The sequence below is a fragment of the Gallintestinimicrobium propionicum genome, assembly GCF_025567525.1.
Taxonomy (GTDB): domain Bacteria; phylum Bacillota; class Clostridia; order Lachnospirales; family Lachnospiraceae; genus Gallintestinimicrobium; species Gallintestinimicrobium propionicum.
Genome location: NZ_JAOQJY010000012.1, coordinates 41,073 through 59,634, shown reverse-complemented (window position 1 = coordinate 59,634; position 18,562 = coordinate 41,073). Strand labels below are relative to the sequence as shown.

General features: G+C 45.9%; 24 protein-coding genes. 22 read left to right on the top strand and 2 right to left on the bottom strand.

Annotated elements, in window-relative coordinates:
• Positions 1–133 precede the first annotated feature (133 nt).
• The 9 genes from OCV62_RS10160 (at position 134) to OCV62_RS10120 (ending at position 6,544) form a co-directional block, all read left to right on the top strand.
• Entirely contained in the window at positions 134–505 is a 372-nt protein-coding gene (locus OCV62_RS10160; protein WP_055221087.1) for a cysteine-rich VLP protein, read from the top strand.
• A 139-nt stretch (positions 506–644) separates the two neighbouring features.
• Positions 645–1,169 (top strand): hypothetical protein, encoded by a 525-nt coding sequence (locus tag OCV62_RS10155; protein WP_055221085.1) that lies wholly within the window; start codon positions 645–647, stop codon positions 1,167–1,169.
• A gap of 50 nt (positions 1,170–1,219) precedes the next feature.
• On the top strand, positions 1,220–1,819 hold the full coding sequence (locus tag OCV62_RS10150; protein WP_438938740.1) for a hypothetical protein: 600 nt from the start codon (positions 1,220–1,222) through the stop codon (positions 1,817–1,819).
• 11 nt (positions 1,820–1,830) lie between these two features.
• Positions 1,831–2,769: a DUF4316 domain-containing protein gene (locus OCV62_RS10145; protein WP_055221081.1), complete on the top strand. Its 939-nt coding sequence runs from the start codon at positions 1,831–1,833 to the stop codon at positions 2,767–2,769.
• Positions 2,769–3,470 carry a hypothetical protein gene (locus OCV62_RS10140; protein ID WP_055221079.1) on the top strand — a complete coding sequence of 234 codons (702 nt, stop codon included), beginning with the start codon at positions 2,769–2,771 and terminating at the stop codon, positions 3,468–3,470. The genes OCV62_RS10145 and OCV62_RS10140 overlap by 1 nt, the downstream gene beginning before the upstream one ends.
• Positions 3,467–3,811 carry a plasmid mobilization protein gene (locus tag OCV62_RS10135; protein ID WP_055221077.1) on the top strand — a complete coding sequence of 115 codons (345 nt, stop codon included), beginning with the start codon at positions 3,467–3,469 and terminating at the stop codon, positions 3,809–3,811. The genes OCV62_RS10140 and OCV62_RS10135 overlap by 4 nt, the downstream gene beginning before the upstream one ends.
• A 143-nt stretch (positions 3,812–3,954) precedes the next feature.
• Entirely contained in the window at positions 3,955–4,245 is a 291-nt protein-coding gene (locus OCV62_RS10130) for a CD1845 family protein (RefSeq protein WP_055221075.1), read from the top strand.
• An 89-nt stretch (positions 4,246–4,334) separates the two neighbouring features.
• A complete protein-coding gene (locus OCV62_RS10125; protein ID WP_082424713.1) occupies positions 4,335–5,102 on the top strand; it encodes a DUF3849 domain-containing protein in 768 nt (255 codons plus the stop codon).
• Between the two features lie 32 nt (positions 5,103–5,134).
• Positions 5,135–6,544, top strand: a complete 1,410-nt coding sequence (locus OCV62_RS10120) for a relaxase/mobilization nuclease domain-containing protein (RefSeq protein ID WP_055221073.1) — start codon at positions 5,135–5,137, stop codon at positions 6,542–6,544.
• 352 nt (positions 6,545–6,896) lie between these two features.
• On the opposite strand, the gene OCV62_RS10115 is transcribed toward OCV62_RS10120, so the two are convergent.
• Together OCV62_RS10115 and OCV62_RS10110 are read right to left on the bottom strand one after the other, a co-directional pair.
• The gene (locus tag OCV62_RS10115; protein ID WP_055221072.1) at positions 6,897–8,255 is read right to left on the bottom strand and encodes a sensor histidine kinase; all 1,359 of its coding nucleotides are present in this window, start codon (positions 8,253–8,255) and stop codon (positions 6,897–6,899) included.
• 4 nt (positions 8,256–8,259) lie between these two features.
• Positions 8,260–8,967, bottom strand: coding sequence for a response regulator transcription factor (locus OCV62_RS10110; protein ID WP_055221070.1), 708 nt, complete (start codon positions 8,965–8,967; stop codon positions 8,260–8,262).
• A 149-nt stretch (positions 8,968–9,116) separates the two neighbouring features.
• Between OCV62_RS10110 and OCV62_RS10105 the strand changes: the two genes are divergently transcribed.
• From OCV62_RS10105 to OCV62_RS10045, 13 genes are all read left to right on the top strand, one after another.
• Positions 9,117–10,019 carry an ATP-binding cassette domain-containing protein gene (locus OCV62_RS10105; RefSeq protein ID WP_055221068.1) on the top strand — a complete coding sequence of 301 codons (903 nt, stop codon included), beginning with the start codon at positions 9,117–9,119 and terminating at the stop codon, positions 10,017–10,019.
• Positions 10,019–10,792, top strand: a complete 774-nt coding sequence (locus OCV62_RS10100; protein ID WP_055221066.1) for an ABC transporter permease — start codon at positions 10,019–10,021, stop codon at positions 10,790–10,792. Before OCV62_RS10105 ends, OCV62_RS10100 begins: the two co-directional genes overlap by 1 nt.
• Before the next feature lie 13 nt (positions 10,793–10,805).
• Positions 10,806–11,549 carry an ABC transporter permease gene (locus OCV62_RS10095; protein ID WP_055221064.1) on the top strand — a complete coding sequence of 248 codons (744 nt, stop codon included), beginning with the start codon at positions 10,806–10,808 and terminating at the stop codon, positions 11,547–11,549.
• 10 nt (positions 11,550–11,559) lie between these two features.
• Positions 11,560–11,841, top strand: a complete 282-nt coding sequence (locus tag OCV62_RS10090; RefSeq protein WP_055221062.1) for a hypothetical protein — start codon at positions 11,560–11,562, stop codon at positions 11,839–11,841.
• A gap of 256 nt (positions 11,842–12,097) precedes the next feature.
• Positions 12,098–12,478 carry a winged helix-turn-helix domain-containing protein gene (locus tag OCV62_RS10085; protein WP_330667360.1) on the top strand — a complete coding sequence of 127 codons (381 nt, stop codon included), beginning with the start codon at positions 12,098–12,100 and terminating at the stop codon, positions 12,476–12,478.
• 115 nt (positions 12,479–12,593) lie between these two features.
• Positions 12,594–12,782 (top strand): helix-turn-helix domain-containing protein, encoded by a 189-nt coding sequence (locus OCV62_RS10080; RefSeq protein WP_055221059.1) that lies wholly within the window; start codon positions 12,594–12,596, stop codon positions 12,780–12,782.
• Positions 12,775–13,467 carry a response regulator transcription factor gene (locus OCV62_RS10075; RefSeq protein WP_055221057.1) on the top strand — a complete coding sequence of 231 codons (693 nt, stop codon included), beginning with the start codon at positions 12,775–12,777 and terminating at the stop codon, positions 13,465–13,467. The genes OCV62_RS10080 and OCV62_RS10075 overlap by 8 nt, the downstream gene beginning before the upstream one ends.
• A 5-nt stretch (positions 13,468–13,472) precedes the next feature.
• Positions 13,473–14,390 (top strand): sensor histidine kinase, encoded by a 918-nt coding sequence (locus tag OCV62_RS10070; RefSeq protein WP_055221055.1) that lies wholly within the window; start codon positions 13,473–13,475, stop codon positions 14,388–14,390.
• Positions 14,391–14,524: 134 nt separating this feature from the next.
• Positions 14,525–15,451 (top strand): ABC transporter ATP-binding protein, encoded by a 927-nt coding sequence (locus OCV62_RS10065; protein WP_002594743.1) that lies wholly within the window; start codon positions 14,525–14,527, stop codon positions 15,449–15,451.
• The gene (locus tag OCV62_RS10060) at positions 15,444–16,253 is read left to right on the top strand and encodes an ABC transporter permease (RefSeq protein WP_055221053.1); all 810 of its coding nucleotides are present in this window, start codon (positions 15,444–15,446) and stop codon (positions 16,251–16,253) included. The genes OCV62_RS10065 and OCV62_RS10060 overlap by 8 nt, the downstream gene beginning before the upstream one ends.
• Before the next feature lie 5 nt (positions 16,254–16,258).
• Complete coding sequence (locus OCV62_RS10055; RefSeq protein ID WP_055221051.1) at positions 16,259–17,032, top strand: ABC transporter permease; 774 nt, start codon at positions 16,259–16,261, stop codon at positions 17,030–17,032.
• A gap of 99 nt (positions 17,033–17,131) precedes the next feature.
• Positions 17,132–17,524, top strand: a complete 393-nt coding sequence (locus OCV62_RS10050; RefSeq protein WP_055221049.1) for a winged helix-turn-helix domain-containing protein — start codon at positions 17,132–17,134, stop codon at positions 17,522–17,524.
• A gap of 504 nt (positions 17,525–18,028) precedes the next feature.
• Positions 18,029–18,451, top strand: coding sequence for a hypothetical protein (locus OCV62_RS10045; RefSeq protein WP_015542925.1), 423 nt, complete (start codon positions 18,029–18,031; stop codon positions 18,449–18,451).
• Positions 18,452–18,562: the final 111 nt, after the last annotated feature.

The following is an 18,562-nucleotide window of genomic DNA, read 5'->3' as shown; positions in this document are numbered from 1 at the left end:
CCCGCGTTTCCATGTCCGGGCTTTACAGCGAAAAGACGGGAAAGACCTATGACGCTGTGGTGCTGCTGGATGATACAGGCGGAAAATATGTGAATTTCAAGCTGGAATTTCCGGCTAAGAAAGGCAGGAAGAAATGAACGGGCCGCCCTCACGGGAATTAACCAGGCAGGAACGGGCGGCGATCCGAAAGCTGGTAACAGACCTTTGCGCCAACCATGACAATCAGGATAGGCTCTGCCTCCCCTTAGACTGTCCCTGTTACATGCTGCATAAATGGTGGACCGGCTCTTTCTGCCGGTATTTTCAGGAGGCGGTGCTACCGGTGGACCCGGTGCTGGAATCTGCCATTACCGGCGAGGACACTTCCCTGAAACAGAAAACATGCCCGGTCTGTGGGAAAGCCTATCTGCCTACTACCAGCCAGGCCTATTGTTCGGATTCCTGCCGCGCCTTTGCCAGACGGAAATCCGAGCGGGAACGCAAGCGCCGGATCAGAAAAAATTAAAGGTAATATGTCCGCAACTTAACCAAAATGAGGCTTGATTTTAGGGGCTTTCGGGCCCCGGTTTGAGGGGCGGCTGTATAAGAATACTCTGACGCCCCAAAACGGGTATAAGTTGCGGACAAATAAACAAACGGGAGGGATGTGGATAGAAAAGACAGCGATTACAAAAGAGCTTATGCGGATTGATACCAGGAGGCAGATAATTGATATACAGCAGATTGATAACCGGCGCTTTATGTATAACCCGAAAACAGGCATATTGGTCTTAGGTTATCAGTATGCAGCTACAAGTACAATGGTTTCCAGCCATGCCAACGAACTGGCCGACGCCGGGATCACAAAAGGCTATGACGATTTTGTCCGGGGCTGGATCGGCACCGGCGGGGGCTACCCCAAAGGGGTGATCCACTTTGCGCCCTGTGTAGATAAGAGAAATATCACACTGTTTGACCGGGCTTTTGACACACTGAAAATGTTTCAGGAAAACGGTGCGCTGGCGGGCACGGTGGTCCGTGGCTTCGGGGAAAGCTGGGAGCAGCCGTTATCCGATATTTTTACGGATATGCGAGAACCGGAGCAGAAACCCTCTGTCCGCAGGCAGCTAAAGAAACAGCCGGAGGCAAAAGCCACCCGGCAGAAAACCAATCATCAACAGGAACGATAGGAGGCGATTTTTTGAATATCAATACGATCACAACCGATGACCTGCGGCGCATGGAAGGCAAAGACGGCCTGATCCTGCAGGGCTGCGGCGGGGATTTGAAGGAATGGGTGGACGGGATCAATGAGATGTTCACCGAGGCAGGAATTTTGAAGGACGGCAGTAAATTTGAGAATGTTTCCACTTTCCAGTATGGAGAGCTTACCTGTCTGCTCTACCCTTTCGAGGATGTAAAGCTGGACATTGGGAAACTTGCCATGTGGCGATTGCAGACCCATGATACTTTCGGCGGCACATGGCTGTCCGATTTTGTACCGAACCGTCTGGGCGGTTTTATCGGGGAGCCTTCGCCGGAGCCGGAAAAACCGGATTGTGCGCTGATCGGCCAGGATGGCAATATCTTCAATCTGGTAGGCATTGCGGCTCGTACCCTGCGGGAGCATGACCTGAAGGACCAGGCAAAGGAAATGAAGGACCGGGTGTTTGCTTGCGGCAGTTACGGGGAGGCGCTTTGTATCATTGGGGAGTATGTCAATATCACGGATTCCGAAGCGGAGCCGGAGTACAGGCCTTCTCTCCGGCAGCAGATAAAAGACGCAAAGCAGACGGAGACGCCCCAAAAGCAGAAACCATCAAAACAGCAGGAACGATAAGGAGGATCAGAATGGGAAAAGAAACAACCTACGGCGTATGGGCGGTGCGCAGCGGCGCTTCCATCTTCGGCCATGCTGAGGCGTGGTGCAAGGAAGATGGAAAGCCTTTGGAATTTGACTCCCGCGAGGCTGCGGAGGCTTACGCCAGGGAAATGAACAGCAAAACCTCCACCAATGTCCATTATTACGCACAGGAGAAAGAACCGGAGCCGGGCGCCGTCAAAAAGACTTCCGCGCAGGCACAGCCGGATTTGGATGCCCGCGCCCATGACGAAGTGATGCCGAGAAATGACGCGGCAGAAAAGCAGAATGAGATTCCCGGCAGACAGGTCATGCCGGAGGCGGACCCGCTGGTGGAAATCCGCTCTGCGGTCCACAGTAACTATGTGGGCATGGTTGCCATGCTGGGTGCGGACAACCGGGTGTACCTGGGGCGTGAGGAACGCTGCCACTATCAGGATATGCAGGCATCTTATTATGACAATCAGGACGGCTCCCTGTGCTTTGTCTGCGACCAGCCGGATATGTACTATTTTCTCTATGGTGAGGGCTGGGCGCATACCCAGGCGGAAATGCTGGAGCGCGGCCTTTCCCTGCGCCAGTATGAGGAATTTGCAAGGCTTCGGGACGGCGTGCTCTCACAGTTCACACCAAGCCGTGAAATCCTGTTCGCCGGGCAGCCCTTCCAGCCGCCGGAGAGCTATCTGCGTAATGCGGAACTCTACGAGGAAGGACAGACCGGAAACTATAATATGCTGGATGGCCGGCTGAATAATGAGCCGCCGGAACGCCCTGACTTAACGGACGGCCAGACCTATGAGGAAATCCGGGAGCTTGCACCGGAGACTTTGCCGGAGGAAAAACCTTCCCTGATGGAGCGGCTGAAAGCGGAACGCCCGGAGCATGAGGCGAAACAGGCAGCGCCGCCTGTGCCGGAAAGGGAACGCTGATGGGCGCGGTAAAATTTGAGGGCGTGGATGTGCTGGACTTTTTAGGGAAGGTTGTAGAGCTGCACACGCAGCATTATAAGGACGATTTTGATATTGACAAAGAGCTGATACAAAATCTTGCGGCTTGCAGAAATGAGGAGAATGAACAGCTCTTATGGATGTCCAGAACCTGCGGCACGTACTGTTTATGGGAAAGGGATGTTTACCTGCAGGACAGCCACGAAAATAAGGTGTGGCGGTTTTACCATGAGCAGACGAAAGATTCTATCCTGGCGTATGCAATCCGGCTGGACGGCATACAAGACGGGAAAGTCACCGGCTGTATCTGGCCTCTCGATTATCACGCCCATGTAGAACGGGTCAAGCTGCTTTCCTGTGCGATTGAAAAAGTATCAGTATTGTTCCAGGATGGCACACAGGCGGTATTCCCCTATGATTCCTATATGCAGCAGATTAACATGTTTAAGGCCGAGCATGGAACTTCCAAATGCGTGACCTGGCTGCCGGAAAGTGAGCGGGAATTACAAACAATCCTGCGGCGGGAGCATGTTAAGCGAGATTACCATGCAAAGCCCGGTGATATTCAGGAATATATGGATAGCCTGAAAAAGAGCACACTGCGGGGGAAACTGAAAGAGGTGCAGGCGGCAGCCGCTTTCACCCGGAAACCGCCTTCCCATAAAAAGGAGCCTGAACGATGAAGGCCGGGCATAACAAAAAATCCGTCCGGGTGGAATTCGTCATGTCCGAACAGGAGGCGGAGCTGATAAAGGGGCGCATGGCGGAGCTCGGCATTACCAACCTCTCCGCATATCTGCGCAAGATGGCGGTAGACGGTTATATCATCCATCTGGATATGAGAGACATTCAGGAAATGATACGGCTTCTTCGTATCTGTTCCAATAACTTAAACCAATATACCAGACGCGCCAATGAGACCGGCAGTATTTACGCTGCCGACATGGATGATCTGCGCACACGCCTGGACAGTTTGTGGGATGGCATGGATAAGCTGCTGCGGGGATTTGCGAACATTTCGTAAACGGGAAAAAACGCCGTTGCTTTCCAGAAACCGGCACGGTAGAATTTTGATAGAGGGAGAAATATGTTTCTCTTTGAAACACCCTTCGGGCATACCTGAATGTCCTGAAAAAACGGACATGGAAAAGGAAAGGAGGCGGGCGTATGCGTCTGATTGGCAAACTATTGGCACTTCCCTTTGTACTGGTTACAGGAATTCTTTATCTTGTATGCAAATTTCTTGTGGTGATTTCCGGCGCTGTTCTGGGAATTTTATCCGGGATCGTATTTCTGGCGGCGTTGGTGCTGTTCTTTGCAGCCGGGTTCTGGCCGGGGCTTTCATGGCTGGTGATCGCGTTCCTGATCAGCCCCTACGGTCTGCCAATGGCGGCGGCCTGGCTGGTGGGGATCATCGGCGGCGCAAACAGCGCGTTAAAGGATTTCGTATTTGGTTAAACAGTTTCGGCGGGACTCATTGGCAGCCCCGCCCTTTTTCTATAATTATGGCTGTCTGCTATGGCAGCTTTTTGATTGGAGGGATTTGATTGAAAGATACAACGCCAATTTATTTTCATTCTGCCACCTATGCGCATGAGCATGGGGAGCTGGATCAGTACCGTGCTTCCCACAAGGCAAACATTGCGTGTAAAGAGGCAATCGAACAGGCCATTGCGGACAACTACCGGGATAACCGTTTAGGCCCCGCATGTGTGCAGCAGGTCTTACAACAATTTGATCCTGGCCGGATTTTCTATGTCCTTGCCAACACGGTCCGGCAGAAAGAACATGACGGGCGAATTTCCCGTGATAACAAAGCCTGGGCGCAGACAATCCCGGTCTGTGAAGATAAGGACGGTTTCGGATATGACAGGAATGTTTCCTTTGTGGTAGACCGTAGCCATCCAGGACTAATGGATTTATTTCTTACCCAAGCCAGAGACATTGCAAAGGAGGATTTCAAGATGAATCAAGAGTTTATGAGCCGTAACCAAGTGGAGTTTATACGTCAGACCTACCCACCGGATACCCGGATTTTGTTGCAGCACATGGACGATCCCTATGCCCCGGTGCCCGCTGGCACCCGTGGAACTGTCAAGTATGTGGATGATATAGGCCAGATTGGGGTTGCCTGGGACAATGGACGCAGCCTTTCACTGATTCCCGGTATGGACACATATCGGAAACTGACCCAACAGGAGCTTACTCAGGAACAAGGTGAAAAGCCTTCCATACATGACAGTCTGGGCAAACATGCCGGTCAGCAGGCGGCTCACAGCGACAAACCGAAAATGAAAAAAGAACAGACACGATAACAGAGCCGGTTTTACAGTAAGGGGGTGATGGGATGGCGACCACACGGCTCATGCCGCTGCACGTTGGGAAAGGCCGGGATGTTTCCACGGCCATAGCGGATATTATTGACTATGTGGAAAATCCGCAGAAAACCGATTTTGGAAAATTCATTTATGGCTATGAGTGTGACACCCGGATCGCCGATGCGGAGTTTCTTCTATCCAAGCGCCAGTATGCGAACCTGACCGGACGTAACCGGGGCGCGGACGATGTGATTGCCTACCATCTCCGACAGGCGTTCAAGCCTGGCGAGGTCACGCCGGAAGAAGCGAACCAGATCGGGCGGGAGCTGGCATTGAAGCTGACGAAGGGAAACCATGCTTTTGTTGTCTGCACCCATGTGGATAAACACCATGTTCATAATCACATCATCATAAATTCTACCACACTGGATTGTCAGAAAAAATTCCGCAACTTCTGGGGTTCCACCTGGGCAATCCGGCGTATGAATGACAAGCTCTGCTTGGAGCATGGGCTTTCTATTGTAGAGAATCCGAAACCCAGCCGAGACCATTACGGCACATGGATGGGAAGTCAGAAACAGCCTTCCCACCAGGAGCAGCTACGATGGGCCATCGACGCAGCCCTGGAAGAAAAGCCGAAGGACTTTGAAGAACTTTTGAAGAAGCTGGAGGCGGCTGGGATTGAAGTCAACCGGGAGCGAAAGTACCTCCGTTTTCGCTTGTCACCGGAGGATAGATATACCCGGTGTGACACGTTAAAGGGCGACTATACCGAGCAGGCCATCAAAGAACGGATCGCCGGCACCCGGACGGTGAAGCCGCGCCGTACCTCTCCCCCAAAGCCGGTTTCCAAAGTCGGACTGCTGGTGGACATTGAGGCGGCGGTCCGTTCCGGCAAAGGGCCGGGGTATGAACGCTGGGCGAAGGTGTTCAACTTAAAGCAGCTTTCCCAGGCGGTAATCTATCTCAAAGAGCATGGCGATATGAGCTATGAGGATTTGCAGAAAAAATCAGATGCCGCTACCGCCAGCTTCAATGCGCTGTCGGTACAGATCAAGGAACTGGAATCACAGATGGCCGCCAACGGGGAGCTGCAGAAACAGATCGTAAATTATGCCAAGACGCGGGCGGCCTATGTGGAGTACCGGAAAGCCGGGTACAGCAAAAAATTCCGTGCGGCGCATGAGACGGAAATCCTTCTGCACCAGGCGGCGAAGAAACACTTTGACGAGGTTGGGATTACAAAGCTGCCCTCCGTCAAATCTCTGCGTGAGGAATATGCCGGACTTCTGGAACAGAAACGGAAAGCCTATTCTTCTTACAAACAGGCCAGAGCCGATATGAAGGAGCTTTATAATATCCGGGCAAATGTGGAGCATTTGCTGGACATTCCTACCGGACGGGAACCGCAGAAGGAATCGCAGAAGTCGCGGCAATAGTTTTCCTTCTGCTTTCGGTTTTCAGCGTTCCAACGGAACGCGCAGCCATCACCGCAGGTGATGATCTCAGGGGTTTGGGGATATGTCACCAACAAGCATTTTGGCAGGAATACCGGAAACGGATTCCTGCCAAAATACGCAATCTTACGGAAGATTGCATTGCTTGCCAGCGACAGTGGGTATAAATTTGAATCCGTAATATAAGAAACGCCGGACAGATCCAGTCATCATGTCCGGCGTTCTTTTTCCTTAGCTTCTCGCATTTACAGCTCAGGATAGGTGAACTTTTATAGCCCTAAATTCATAAACAAAAAAAGGGGGTTGTATCCTGAAGCCTCTTTTTATACCAATGTCAAAAAATAAGAGTTGTTTTATAGCCGCAGTTCAGCGCACTTTCAATTTTCATTGTACCACTATGTGCTTCTACAATTTGCCGTACCAACAATACACCAAGTCCATGACGGAGGTTTAGTTTTTCATCTGTGCTTTCAAGATAGTGCGTTTTGGCATTCAATTCTTGCAACTTATCAGCAGATACCCCCACGCCATTATCCGCAACAATAATTTCTGTATGTCCATCCGTACAGTCAACCGAGATTGTTATTGCACAGCCGTTTGGATTGTGGCCGATGCTATTTTGAAGAAGATTTGTAATCGCCCGCTTTAAGAGCGCTTCATCACCCAGCATATAGTGCAGCTCGCTTTCTTCATCCGATTGAAAATCAATAGAGAAGCTTTCATCAAGCCCACTATCCAGAAAATCACATACCACTTGCCGGGCCAATTCTACTGGGGAAATTTTCTCAGTTCGTAATGGCTGCATATCATATTCCAGTTTTGAAGTCAAATTCAAATCCTCAATGAGCTGCTTAATTTTGGTAGCCTGCTGGCGGATTGCCACAATCTTTTCTTTCTGTTCTGTGTTCAAATCCCGGCTTTCCTCTAAGCTGCTGGAATAGCCAAGCACCATTGATAGAGGTGTGCGGATGTCATGTGAAATACCGCTGATCCAGTTTGCCCTTGCCCTGTCCCTGCGTTGCAGGGTTTTGGCGACCTTATTCAGCTTTGCGTTGATTTCCGCCAATTCCCCCCGTTCAACTAACTGTGTTTTCTTCCCAGATGAAATTTCTTCTATGCCGGTGAGGATCGGCTTAATGGATTTTTCAATCTTGCGGTTATTGTGAATGAACAGGATCAGCACAATGATGATATTGAACAAAAATAAAGTAACCAATCCAAATATGTCTATTTTAATGCTGTCAGAAGTTTTGTAAGCAGACAGTTTCCAAAAACTATCCTGCGGGTAGCCGACAACCAGCAGACCATAAGATTGATTTGACACGAATACTGGATAATCCTCTAAGTACCACCTTGTCATTTCTGCAATATCGCCCGGTGTATAGTGCAGAGGTAATTCGGACGGTATTTTGTAATTCCAGACCACATCGCCGGTGTCATTGCTTATCAGCATACACCATGCGTTTTCATTTGTCATTTGGATAGCCGTATTTTCTGAAAGACGGTAGCTTTCTTCACTTTGCTGCAAGTCTGCGGAAACCTGCTCTAATAGTTGCGTTGGGCTATGGCTGCCCCGACTGCTTGACACCACAGCCAGCACAACAAAAAGGACAATGTTTATCAGGATAAAGAAGCAGAACAGCTTCACACTGGAATGAACATACCGCTTAAAAAATCGTTGAATATTATTCATAGGCTCACCTTGACTTGTCCTTTAAGATCAACTTATATCCAATGCCTTTTACCGTTACCAGCGAAACCGGCGAAGATGGTTTTTCCTCAATCTTTTCCCGGATATGGCGAATGTGCGACATAAGTGTTTTCTCATAGCCTATATAAATATCCCCGCAAACCGTTTGGCAAAGCGCACCCAAAGTTACAATGCGGCCCGCATTTGCATACAGTTTTTTCAATATCTCCACTTCTTTTGCGGTCAGGGAAACTGGTTCCTGTCCCTCACGATAGACTTCTGCCTGTTCTAAGTCCACTTTGCAGGCATCCAGTAAGAAGCTGCTTTCCTCACTTTCTTTATAGGTTCGCCGCAGAATGGCCGTAATGCGCCATACAAATTCCTGCGCGATAAATGGTTTTACCATGTAATCATCCGCACCGGCCTCAAAACCTTTTGATTTATCGTCGATTTCTCCTTTTGCCGTCAAAAAAAGAATAGGGATCGGGTTCTGTTCTCGGATTGTCTTTGCCAACATAAAGCCGTCCATATCCGGTAGCATAACATCCAAAACAGCCATATCCGGCTTTGCACTCATTCTTTCCAATGCGCTCAGGGCGGTATTGGCGGTTACTATATTTTCAAAACCATTCTCTTTCAGAATGGATTGGCACATCTGTAAAATTGCCGGTTCATCATCAACCAGCAAAATAATTTTGTCCTTGATTGTACCCATCGGCTCACTCCTTTCCTTATGTATTATACCATATCTTTTCATATTTGCAGCTTTGATCGTGAAAATCAAGGTAAAATCAAGGTTCTCTCCAATGCAATGCAAGGTGGGGGCTATATGATATAAGCAGCTTAGGAAAGGAGCAAGAAAAAATGATTGTAGCAACAGATAATTTGTCAAAAGAATATGACGGTGTTTACCGTGTTCAGGAATTAGATATTCGGATTAAAGAGGGCGACATTTACGGCTTTCTCGGCCCGAATGGGGCAGGCAAGTCCACCACCATGAAAATGCTGCTCGGACTTGTCAAACCCACCAGCGGAACCATTGAAATTATGGGAAAACCGTTCAACGAAAAGAACCGCCGTGATATTCTCGCGTCCGTTGGTTCCCTGATTGAATCCCCGTCCTACTATGGACATTTGACTGGCCGCGAGAATATGGAGATCATTCGCAGGCTGCTTGACTTGCCCAAAAAGAACATTGAAGAAGCGGTGCATATTGTCCGTATGGAAAACCAGATGGAGAAGAAAGTCAAAAACTATTCTCTCGGTATGAAGCAGCGGCTCGGCATTGCAATGGCACTGGCCCGGTTCCCGAAACTTCTGATTTTGGATGAACCGACCAACGGGCTTGACCCCGCAGGCATCGAAGAAATGCGGGAACTCATTAAGATGCTGCCGAAACAGTATGGCATGACAGTGATGATTTCCAGCCACATTTTAAGTGAGATCGATCAGATGGCTACTGTTGTCGGCATTATCAATCAGGGCTGCCTGATTTTTCAGGAAAGGATGTCAGTTCTGGATATGCAGCGGGAGCCACAGATTATATTGAGAACCAGCGATAATAACCACGCTTTCCAGCTTCTTAAAAAGGCCAACCCGCAGCGTACAACGGATGGTTTGCAGATCGGTGCGCTGACTGACGAACAGACCGGCGCTGTTGTGCAATGCCTGTGTTCCAATGGTATCTCTGTTTATCGTGTTGAGGAACACCGGGAAAGTCTGGAAGATATTTTCCTCAACCTGACAGGAAAGGAGCTGACACTGTGATGAAATACCTGTGCCTTGAATTATACAAACTGAAACGCAGAAAGGTTTTTCTGACCTTTGTGCTGATCCTCGGTGTGGAATTGCTCTTTGTATTTTCCAACTATGGAAACAATGAAAATTTCCTCGGTATGATTTCCGACCCCAATGCACCGGCATGGGAGGATTTGATCGTTGGGCCAGCTACTATGAATGGGCTTTTTCTTCCCATTCTGGCAGCGGTTATTGCCAGCCGCATTTGCGATATGGAACACCGGGGAAATACATGGAAGCTGTTGGAGTGCAACAATGAAAACCGCAAGGCAATTTGGTTCTGCAAGTTTACCGTAGTAGCCGTTCTCATGCTGGCGGCAATTCTCATTCAGGCTCTTGTGATTGTCGCCTACGGTAATGCTGTGGGGATTGTTGAGCCGCTGCCGGTAAAAACGCTGTGGGAATTTGTTTTGGGGACAGTAATGGTTACATTTGTGGTTGTAACTATTCAGGTGTTTTTCTCTCTTGTTTTTGCGAACCAGCTTGTCCCGATGTCTATTGGTATGATTGGCGCGTTGATTGGCTTTATTTCTACTTTGCTCCCCACAGGCATCCGCAATATCCTCATTTGGGGAAATTACGCAGAAATGATGGTGCTGGGGCAGGACACTTCTTCCGGCAATTTGCAATCCAGTGAACTTGTCGTTCGGAATATTGACTTTCTTCCGCTTACGATCCTCTTTATTGTTGGATTGATTGCCTTTGTCCTGTTTGAGAAGAAGTTTCAAAAATACGAGTATTAAAGGAGGGATTGTAATGCTTATCAATGCAATTCGGGCGGAAAATCTGAAAAGCCGCCATTCTAATATGTGGGTAGCAGTTCTCATTCTGCCACTTTTGACCGCCGCCATTGGTGCAATCATTTATGGCATCAATGCTTCGGCCAATTTGTACGACGGCGCAGTATGGCAGCAGCTTTGGCTTCAAACAGGGCTGTTCTATGGGTATTTTTTCTTTCCAATCCTGATTGCCATTTGTGCGTCCTATTTGTGGCGGCTGGAACACACAAATCACAACTGGAACAGCCTTATGACAACGCCGGTTTCCCGGCCAACCATTTTCATTGCGAAGCTGGTTGTGCTGACAAAATCTATTCTGACCGCACAGGTTCTTTTGATGGTGTTTATCATTATCGTAGGAAAGGTTGTGTTTCGGTTTGAACAGCCCATCCCTATCAATATGCTATGGTGGCTGTTTATGGGCTGGTTTTCAGCTTTAAGCGTTGGTGCTGTTCAGCTTTACTTGTCCATGCGGATCAGGAGCTTTGCGGTGCCGGTAGGTTTGGCGGTTTGCCTTAGTATCGGCGGTCTGGCTTTCCATATTGCTGGTTTAAGTGAGATGTTCCCTTATTCGCAAATTATTCTCGGTCTATCGTCACAGGACGAAGTGTTGCCCATTGACAGCATAATGACTTTGGTTCCAATGGTTCTTGTTTACACGGTATTATTTGTGATTTTGGCTACTAATCATCTGAAAAAGGCAGATGTTGTAGCCGGATAAAGGAGAAAAAATGAAAGCAGAAAATTTAGGAAGATTATCTTTGTTGGTAAGCGTACTCCCATTGACCCTGTTTATCATCCGGCACTTGAAAATCGGCATGGAAGCGCCGTGGGTTTATATCATCTTTGCAGTGTACGCGCTTTTGATTATTGCGGGCTTTGTATTCGCAATCTGGCTGGTGAAAAACAAAAGGACACGGACGGCCACATCTAAAGCGGCATTAACGCTTAGTTCTCTGTATGTTGCGTTTTTCAGCTTCTTTATTTACCTAACAGTAGCAGCCAGAATTTGACCTAATGGAAGCTGATTATAGCAGCAAACTTATTTCAGATAGCGAAAACCTGCCAGATGACGGCAAAAGGAAAAAGCCGTTGCATAACAAACACATTCAAATCACTTATGGGACAGAAATTTTGAATAAAAAATGGAGGTGATGATGTGATGGGACATTAGCTGTTTTTGATATAGAAGAATCCGGAAAACAGATTGGCGAAAAGTTATTTCTGCTTCTTAACGAGGAACAAAAGAATGCTCTAATGCAATATATTTTGGAACAAGGAGTCTGTCATGGAACGGTATTCAATTCCTGTCACACTTCCTTTGCTGCAAAGAAGAATCCTCTAACAGAAATACAGGAAGGCGAGCTTTATCTATGCCTGGAGCACCGCACTGTCAGGGTTCGCGAACGGATTATCAACCTGACAAGTAAGGAGTTTGATATACTGGCATTACTCATTGCCAATCCCAAACGTGTTTTTACTTACGAACTGATTACCGATTTGGTTTGGAAAGAGGATTGTGATTTCTATTCGAGAAAAGCCATTCATAATCATATAAGTAAGTTGCGTAAGAAATTGCGCTTTGAACCAGATCTTCCAAACTATATTGAGAGTGTCGCCGGAATCGGCTATAAATTTGAACATTTGTAAGCTAAAGCCACGAGATTTTCTTGTGGCTTTAATTAACATCCACTTCCAAACGCTTAATATTGAAGGTTGTATTGTTCGAGCTAAAGAACTATAATAGATTCTATGGAGGTGCGATATGGAATATATGACACTAAAAGAGGCCGCCGAAAAATGGGGTGTGACGCCTCGTAGGGTAAATTATTATTGTGCTGGTGAACGTATCTCTGGAGCAGTAAAGATGGCCGGTATTTGGCTGATTCCCAAAACTGCAGAAAAGCCGATTGATGGTCGGACAAAACAAGGGAGAGAATTGCGCCATGAATAAAATTTTGATTATAGATGATGACAGAGAACTATGCGCTTTGATTAAACGCAGCGTACAATCGGAACATATAGAAGCCGATTTTTGTAATACCGGAAAAGAGGGATTGCAGAAATTAAAAGAACAGGAATACCAGCTTGTAGTGCTGGATGTAATGATGCCTGGTATGGATGGCTTTGAAACGCTGGAAGAAATCCGCAAAGAGAACAGCCTGCCGATTTTGATGTTCACATCCAAAAATGACAGTGCTTCTAAAGTGCGGGGGTTACGGGCCGGAGCGGACGATTATCTGACAAAGCCGTTTGACATGGACGAACTGATTGCCCGTATTGCGTCCCTCATTCGCCGCTACACTCGCTTTAATCAGCAAGCTGGAACTATGCAAAAGCTGGATTTTGACGGATTGCAGATTGACCTTGAAAATCGTTCCATTACTACGGGAAACGGCACTTTTGAGCTTCCTCCAAAGGAATTTGATCTGCTCTTGTACTGTGCAAAACATCAAGGGAAAATTTTGACAAAACAGCAAATTTATGAGGAAGTATGGGGCGAAGAATATTTCTACGATGACAGTAACATTATGGCGATTATCAGTCGGCTTCGTAAAAAATTAGAAGTCAATCCTTCCAGTCCAAAGTATATCCAAACGGTTAAAGGGATTGGCTACCGCTTTAATAAGGAGGTGTAGCCGGTATGGAGATTATCGTTTTCTTGTCCATTGTGATTGCTGTTGTGGCTGTACTGACATCCATTGTTCTCGTTCGGCGCGTAAAAAAGCAAATAGCAGAAATGACCGACGCTCTGGTTGATGTGAAAAATGGAAATGGCAATCGGCGTATTTTGTCTGCAACAAATGAACTGGTATCCCCTCTTGCCTATGAAATCAATGAGATTGTTGTGTCCTATGAAAGCAGACTTTCGATTGTCCGGCAGACAGAGGAAATCAACCGCCAGCTTATGACGAGCCTTTCCCACGATGTTCGGACACCCCTTACAACCCTCATCGGGTATCTTGACGCTGCATATAAAGGGCTTGTTACAGGGAAAGACCGGGATGATTATATCGAAATTGCCCGCCGGAAAGCTCATGATTTGAAAGAATATATTGATGTACTCTTTGACTGGTTCAAGTTAAATTCCGACGAGTTTGCTTTGGAAATCCAGAGCGTTGAAGCCGCAGAGTTGACAAGAAATATCCTGATCGACTGGATACCGATTTTTGAAGATAAGCAAGTCGATTATGACATTGATATTCCCGAACAGCCTGTCCGGGTAAGATTGGATACGGACAGCTATATGAGGATTATCAATAATCTCATTCAAAATGTAATCGCTCACAGCCATGCGGACAAAATTAAAATTTCCCTGTCAAAGCAGGGAAATAACTTGAGGCTGCTGTTGGCAGATAATGGTGTAGGAATTGAGAAAGAAGATTTGAAACACATTTTTGAACGGCTTTATAAGTGTGATAAAGGTCGGTCTGAAAAAGGAAGCGGTCTTGGTCTTTCTATTGTCCATCAGCTTGTAGAAAAGATGGGTGGAAACATAACAGTTGAAAGTTTGCTGGGAAAAGGAACGGAATTTATGTTGCTTTTTCCTTTGGAGATTTAAGCGGGTTCCCGTCTTTATGGCGGGAACCTTTGTCATTTTGCCAGATTTCAAATTGCAAGGTTAATGCAAGGTTGCGGCAAGGTTAATGCAAGGTTGGCATGATAGAATACCTTACAGAACAGGAGGTTTTGAATATGGACACAAATTACATCATTGAAACGAAAAATCTGACGAAGCAATACGGTTCACAAAAGAGTGTGGCTGACTTAAATATCCATGTGAAGCGTGGGAGAATTTATGGTCTGCTGGGCAGAAACGGAGCCGGAAAAACTACTACCATGAAGATGCTGTTGGGCTTAACGAAGCCGACTTCCGGGGAGGTCAAAATCTGGGGAAAGCCCTTGCAGGGGAATGAAAAGAAATTGCTGCCCCGTATCGGAAGCCTGATTGAATCCCCCGGTTTTTATCCAAATCTGACCGGCACAGAGAACTTGCGTATCTTTGCTACTCTGCGGGGCGTACCAAACAATCATGCCATCAAAGACGCTCTGGATTTGGTAGGACTGCCCTACAAAGATAAAAAGCTCTTTTCACAGTATTCTCTTGGTATGAAGCAGCGGCTTGCCATCGCCCTTGCCGTTATGCACGACCCAGAGCTTTTGATTTTGGATGAGCCGATCAACGGGCTTGATCCCATCGGCATTGCAGAAGTACGCTCCTTTATTCGGGAGCTTTGCGACGCAAGAGGAAAAACCATTTTGATTTCCAGTCACATTCTTTCGGAGATTTCCTTGCTGGCTGACGATATTGGAATTATCGACCACGGAGCATTGCTGGAAGAAGAAAGCCTTGCTGAGCTGGAGCAAAAAAGCAGTAAGCATATCCGATTTACACTCTCTGATACTGCACAGGCGGCAAGAATTTTGGAACGCAATTTCCATGAAAATCATTTCTCTATACAGGACGACCACAATCTGCGTCTGCACAACCTTGATCTGCCTGTGGGGAAAATTGTAACTGCCTTTGTAGAAAACGGATTGGAGGTATCGGAGGCGCATACCTGTGAAGAAAGTCTTGAAGATTACTTCAAGCGTGTGACGGGAGGCGAGGGAATTGCTTAAACTGATTAAATGCGAATTTTGGAAATTAAAGCGGAAAAGATTATTATACGCACTGATGTCATTATCGTTATTTTTTCCGTTGATTTTGGCATATATGGCAAAGGCGGGAACAGGTGCAGATACAACGGAACATTATCTTCAAACCCGATTTGATTATGTTTATACAATGATGTTGGGATATGGATTGGTTTTTTTGCTTCCATGTCTAATTGGTATCATTGCCGCTATTTTGTTTTTTATAGAAAGAGATTGCGATACTTCCAAAAACCTTAGAACAATTCCTGTTACAAATACACAACTCATTATGGCAAAAATTTCTATGCTCTTTATTTTTAGCATTGCGTTTTGTCTGACAAGCACATTATCTGTTGCGTTGTTTTGTAAACTGTTTCATGTAGGAATGGTTTATGGTATGACTTATAAGATATTTATGAGCCTTATTTTTGGAGTTCTTATCGTAGCAGCTTCTTTGCCGATTGTATTTTTAATTATTTGTTTTAACAAAAGTTTTTTGCTTTCTATCCTGCTTGCGTTTTTTTATTCTATTTTTAACTGGGGCATACTAGGGACAGTTGGAACATCTATAAGTGCTGCAAAAATTGCTTTCTTAAATTCTTTCCCAGTTATATGTGTTATGAACTGGACAAGCGGCTTAATGATGGATCATTTGCAAAAAGACAATCTTTTGCCGGAAGCCTATGCGATTGTACCAACCACTTGCCATACAATTTTTATTCTGGCAATTACTGTTACACTTTCATTGTGGTTGATCATTCGCTTTTATAAAAAATGGACGAGGTAAAAGATATGGGAAATATAATAAAAACTGAATTTTTAAAACTAAAACGCTATTCCGTAATAAAAGCCGGAATTATTATGACAGTGCTTTCGCCGCTGCTGTCACTGTTTTATTCCACAGCCAACAGTGGACAGACATGGACATTTGACTATTTTATGCAGCAAGTTATGATTAGTAACTGTACCTTGTTTTTTCCGATTATCATTGCACTGATAGCAGGTTATATTATAACAAGGGAATATACAGACGATACGATGAAGAATATATCAACAATTCCTATCCCATATAAACAGTTGCTTTCTGGAAAACTACTTGTTCTATTGTTGTTGACAATCATCTTTAGCCTTATAGGTTGTGTGATAGCATTAGTAATTAACATTATTGCCGGATTTCCGGGAGCGCATTTTGGCAATCTGTTTAATATGTTTATTCGTGTTACTGGGGCGAATATAGGGATCTATATTTCAGTCTTGCCGATTATTTTGCTATTTTGTTGTTCGGCAAATAATTTTTTGGGTGGGGTTGCACTAGCTTTTGTGTATGGATATTTCGGAACTTTTGAAGGAACACTGTTAAATTATTATCCGATTAAAGCAAGCATGATTTTAGTAGACCCTACTTGTGGTGCGGAATATGGTTATACTTATCACATTTTTCCTGCCCTGATCACAATAGCTTTGACTTTTTTAATTTCTATCATTATTCTTGCAAACAAAAAGAAAGCACCCGGTACATTGACTGTCACTAAAAAGAAAAAAGTAGTTAGAAAAAAGGGATGGTGACGTGATGGGACATTAGCTGTTTTTGATATAGAAGAATCCGGCAAACAGATTGGCGAAAAGTTATTTCTGCTTCTTAACGAGGAACAAAAGAATGCTCTAATGCAATATATTTTGGAGCAAGGAGTCTGTCATGGAACAGTATTCAATTCCTGTCACACTTCTTCCGCAGCAGAGAAAAATCCTCTGACAGAAATACAAGAAGGCGAGCTTTATCTATGCCTGGAACACCGTACTGTCAGGGTTCGTGAACGGATTATCAACCTGACAAGTAAGGAGTTTGATATACTGGCATTACTCATTGCCAATCCCAAACGTGTTTTTACTTACGAACTGATTACCGATTTGGTTTGGAAAGAGGATTGTGATTTCTATTCGAGAAAAGCGATTCATAATCATATAAGTAAGTTGCGTAAGAAATTGCGCTTTGAACCGGATCTTCCAAACTATATTGAGAGTGTCGCCGGGATCGGCTATAAATTTGAACATCTATAACATGAGCCCACAAGGTGTTGTTTTCCCTTGTGGGCTTGCTTTTTGTAGCATATATTCTAAGAGCAGAATATGTAGAAAATTGCGAATATAAAGAGTAAAAAGCGAATGTCTGCGGACTGATACAGGAAACATAAACGATATAATTTTCTCCCAAGGAGGTATCAAGCAGCCGATTCAGGTTCCTCCTTGATGGGAGGAAATGCCTATGCGTCTATGCAACACAGATCCGCAGATAAACTGCTTTACATTCAGTCACCTATACGTCGTAGTCCAGCTCGTATGGATTGCGGCGTTTTTGGTTTCGACAAAGTTTGAGCATTTTCGCTGTCAACCTCCCGGAAAAATTTCATACTGCTGCTTTGGCGCGCCTGTTCTTTGTACGGGCGCGCTTTTTTGTACCCTTTTTTTAATCAGAAAGAGACTTAGACCTTATCGCTGCCGCAGCCCACCCTCTGATTTCGATTTTTGCCATCAACTCAAACATCGAAATTGGAGGAAATTACTATGAAGAAAATCAATCTTCGGGATTATTACCCGTATTATACACAGGACATGATCGTTGAGGTGCCGGATGAAGTTGCTTTGTTGCTTCGGGAGTATATGTTGCTGGAAGAAGCCTATCGGATTCGTACATACCGCTATAAAGCATTTTACTCCCTGGATCGAGACGAAGGTATTGAGCGTGAGATATTGCAAAAGCCTCTTAACCCGGCAGAAATTTGGGAACAGCGTCAAATGACGGAGTTGATTTATAAAGGTCTTTCCAAACTTCCGGTAAAGCAGCGCCAACGGATCTATGCACACTTTTTTCTTGGCATGAGCAAAGCAGATATTGCCAAAGCGGAAGGAACACACAAAAGCCGGATCACCCGTTCTATCGAAGCCGGATTGCGTAGTCTGGAAAAATATTTCAAAGAAATTTTATAACAGACGGCAACTTTGCCCCTAAAAATGTACTGAATAGTAGAGGGACATATTCGGCGGGACAAGCTGGACGGGTGTGGTAAGGAAGCATATATCTCCTCCCACCCCAACTGC

Excerpts from the sequence above, each read along its gene's own strand:
- OCV62_RS10160 (WP_055221087.1), top strand. The coding sequence starts at position 134 with ATGAACGGGCCGCCCTCACGGGAATTAACCAGGCAGGAACGGGCGGCG.
- OCV62_RS10155 (WP_055221085.1), top strand. The coding sequence starts at position 645 with ATGTGGATAGAAAAGACAGCGATTACAAAAGAGCTTATGCGGATTGAT.
- OCV62_RS10150 (WP_438938740.1), top strand. The coding sequence starts at position 1,220 with ATGGAAGGCAAAGACGGCCTGATCCTGCAGGGCTGCGGCGGGGATTTG.
- OCV62_RS10145 (WP_055221081.1), top strand. The coding sequence starts at position 1,831 with ATGGGAAAAGAAACAACCTACGGCGTATGGGCGGTGCGCAGCGGCGCT.
- OCV62_RS10140 (WP_055221079.1), top strand. The coding sequence starts at position 2,769 with ATGGGCGCGGTAAAATTTGAGGGCGTGGATGTGCTGGACTTTTTAGGG.
- OCV62_RS10135 (WP_055221077.1), top strand. The coding sequence starts at position 3,467 with ATGAAGGCCGGGCATAACAAAAAATCCGTCCGGGTGGAATTCGTCATG.
- OCV62_RS10130 (WP_055221075.1), top strand. The coding sequence starts at position 3,955 with ATGCGTCTGATTGGCAAACTATTGGCACTTCCCTTTGTACTGGTTACA.
- OCV62_RS10120 (WP_055221073.1), top strand. The coding sequence starts at position 5,135 with ATGGCGACCACACGGCTCATGCCGCTGCACGTTGGGAAAGGCCGGGAT.
- OCV62_RS10115 (WP_055221072.1), bottom strand. The coding sequence starts at position 8,255 with ATGAATAATATTCAACGATTTTTTAAGCGGTATGTTCATTCCAGTGTG.
- OCV62_RS10110 (WP_055221070.1), bottom strand. The coding sequence starts at position 8,967 with ATGGGTACAATCAAGGACAAAATTATTTTGCTGGTTGATGATGAACCG.
- OCV62_RS10105 (WP_055221068.1), top strand. The coding sequence starts at position 9,117 with ATGATTGTAGCAACAGATAATTTGTCAAAAGAATATGACGGTGTTTAC.
- OCV62_RS10100 (WP_055221066.1), top strand. The coding sequence starts at position 10,019 with ATGAAATACCTGTGCCTTGAATTATACAAACTGAAACGCAGAAAGGTT.
- OCV62_RS10095 (WP_055221064.1), top strand. The coding sequence starts at position 10,806 with ATGCTTATCAATGCAATTCGGGCGGAAAATCTGAAAAGCCGCCATTCT.
- OCV62_RS10090 (WP_055221062.1), top strand. The coding sequence starts at position 11,560 with ATGAAAGCAGAAAATTTAGGAAGATTATCTTTGTTGGTAAGCGTACTC.
- OCV62_RS10080 (WP_055221059.1), top strand. The coding sequence starts at position 12,594 with ATGGAATATATGACACTAAAAGAGGCCGCCGAAAAATGGGGTGTGACG.
- OCV62_RS10075 (WP_055221057.1), top strand. The coding sequence starts at position 12,775 with ATGAATAAAATTTTGATTATAGATGATGACAGAGAACTATGCGCTTTG.
- OCV62_RS10070 (WP_055221055.1), top strand. The coding sequence starts at position 13,473 with ATGGAGATTATCGTTTTCTTGTCCATTGTGATTGCTGTTGTGGCTGTA.
- OCV62_RS10065 (WP_002594743.1), top strand. The coding sequence starts at position 14,525 with ATGGACACAAATTACATCATTGAAACGAAAAATCTGACGAAGCAATAC.
- OCV62_RS10055 (WP_055221051.1), top strand. The coding sequence starts at position 16,259 with ATGGGAAATATAATAAAAACTGAATTTTTAAAACTAAAACGCTATTCC.
- OCV62_RS10050 (WP_055221049.1), top strand. The coding sequence starts at position 17,132 with ATGCAATATATTTTGGAGCAAGGAGTCTGTCATGGAACAGTATTCAAT.
- OCV62_RS10045 (WP_015542925.1), top strand. The coding sequence starts at position 18,029 with ATGAAGAAAATCAATCTTCGGGATTATTACCCGTATTATACACAGGAC.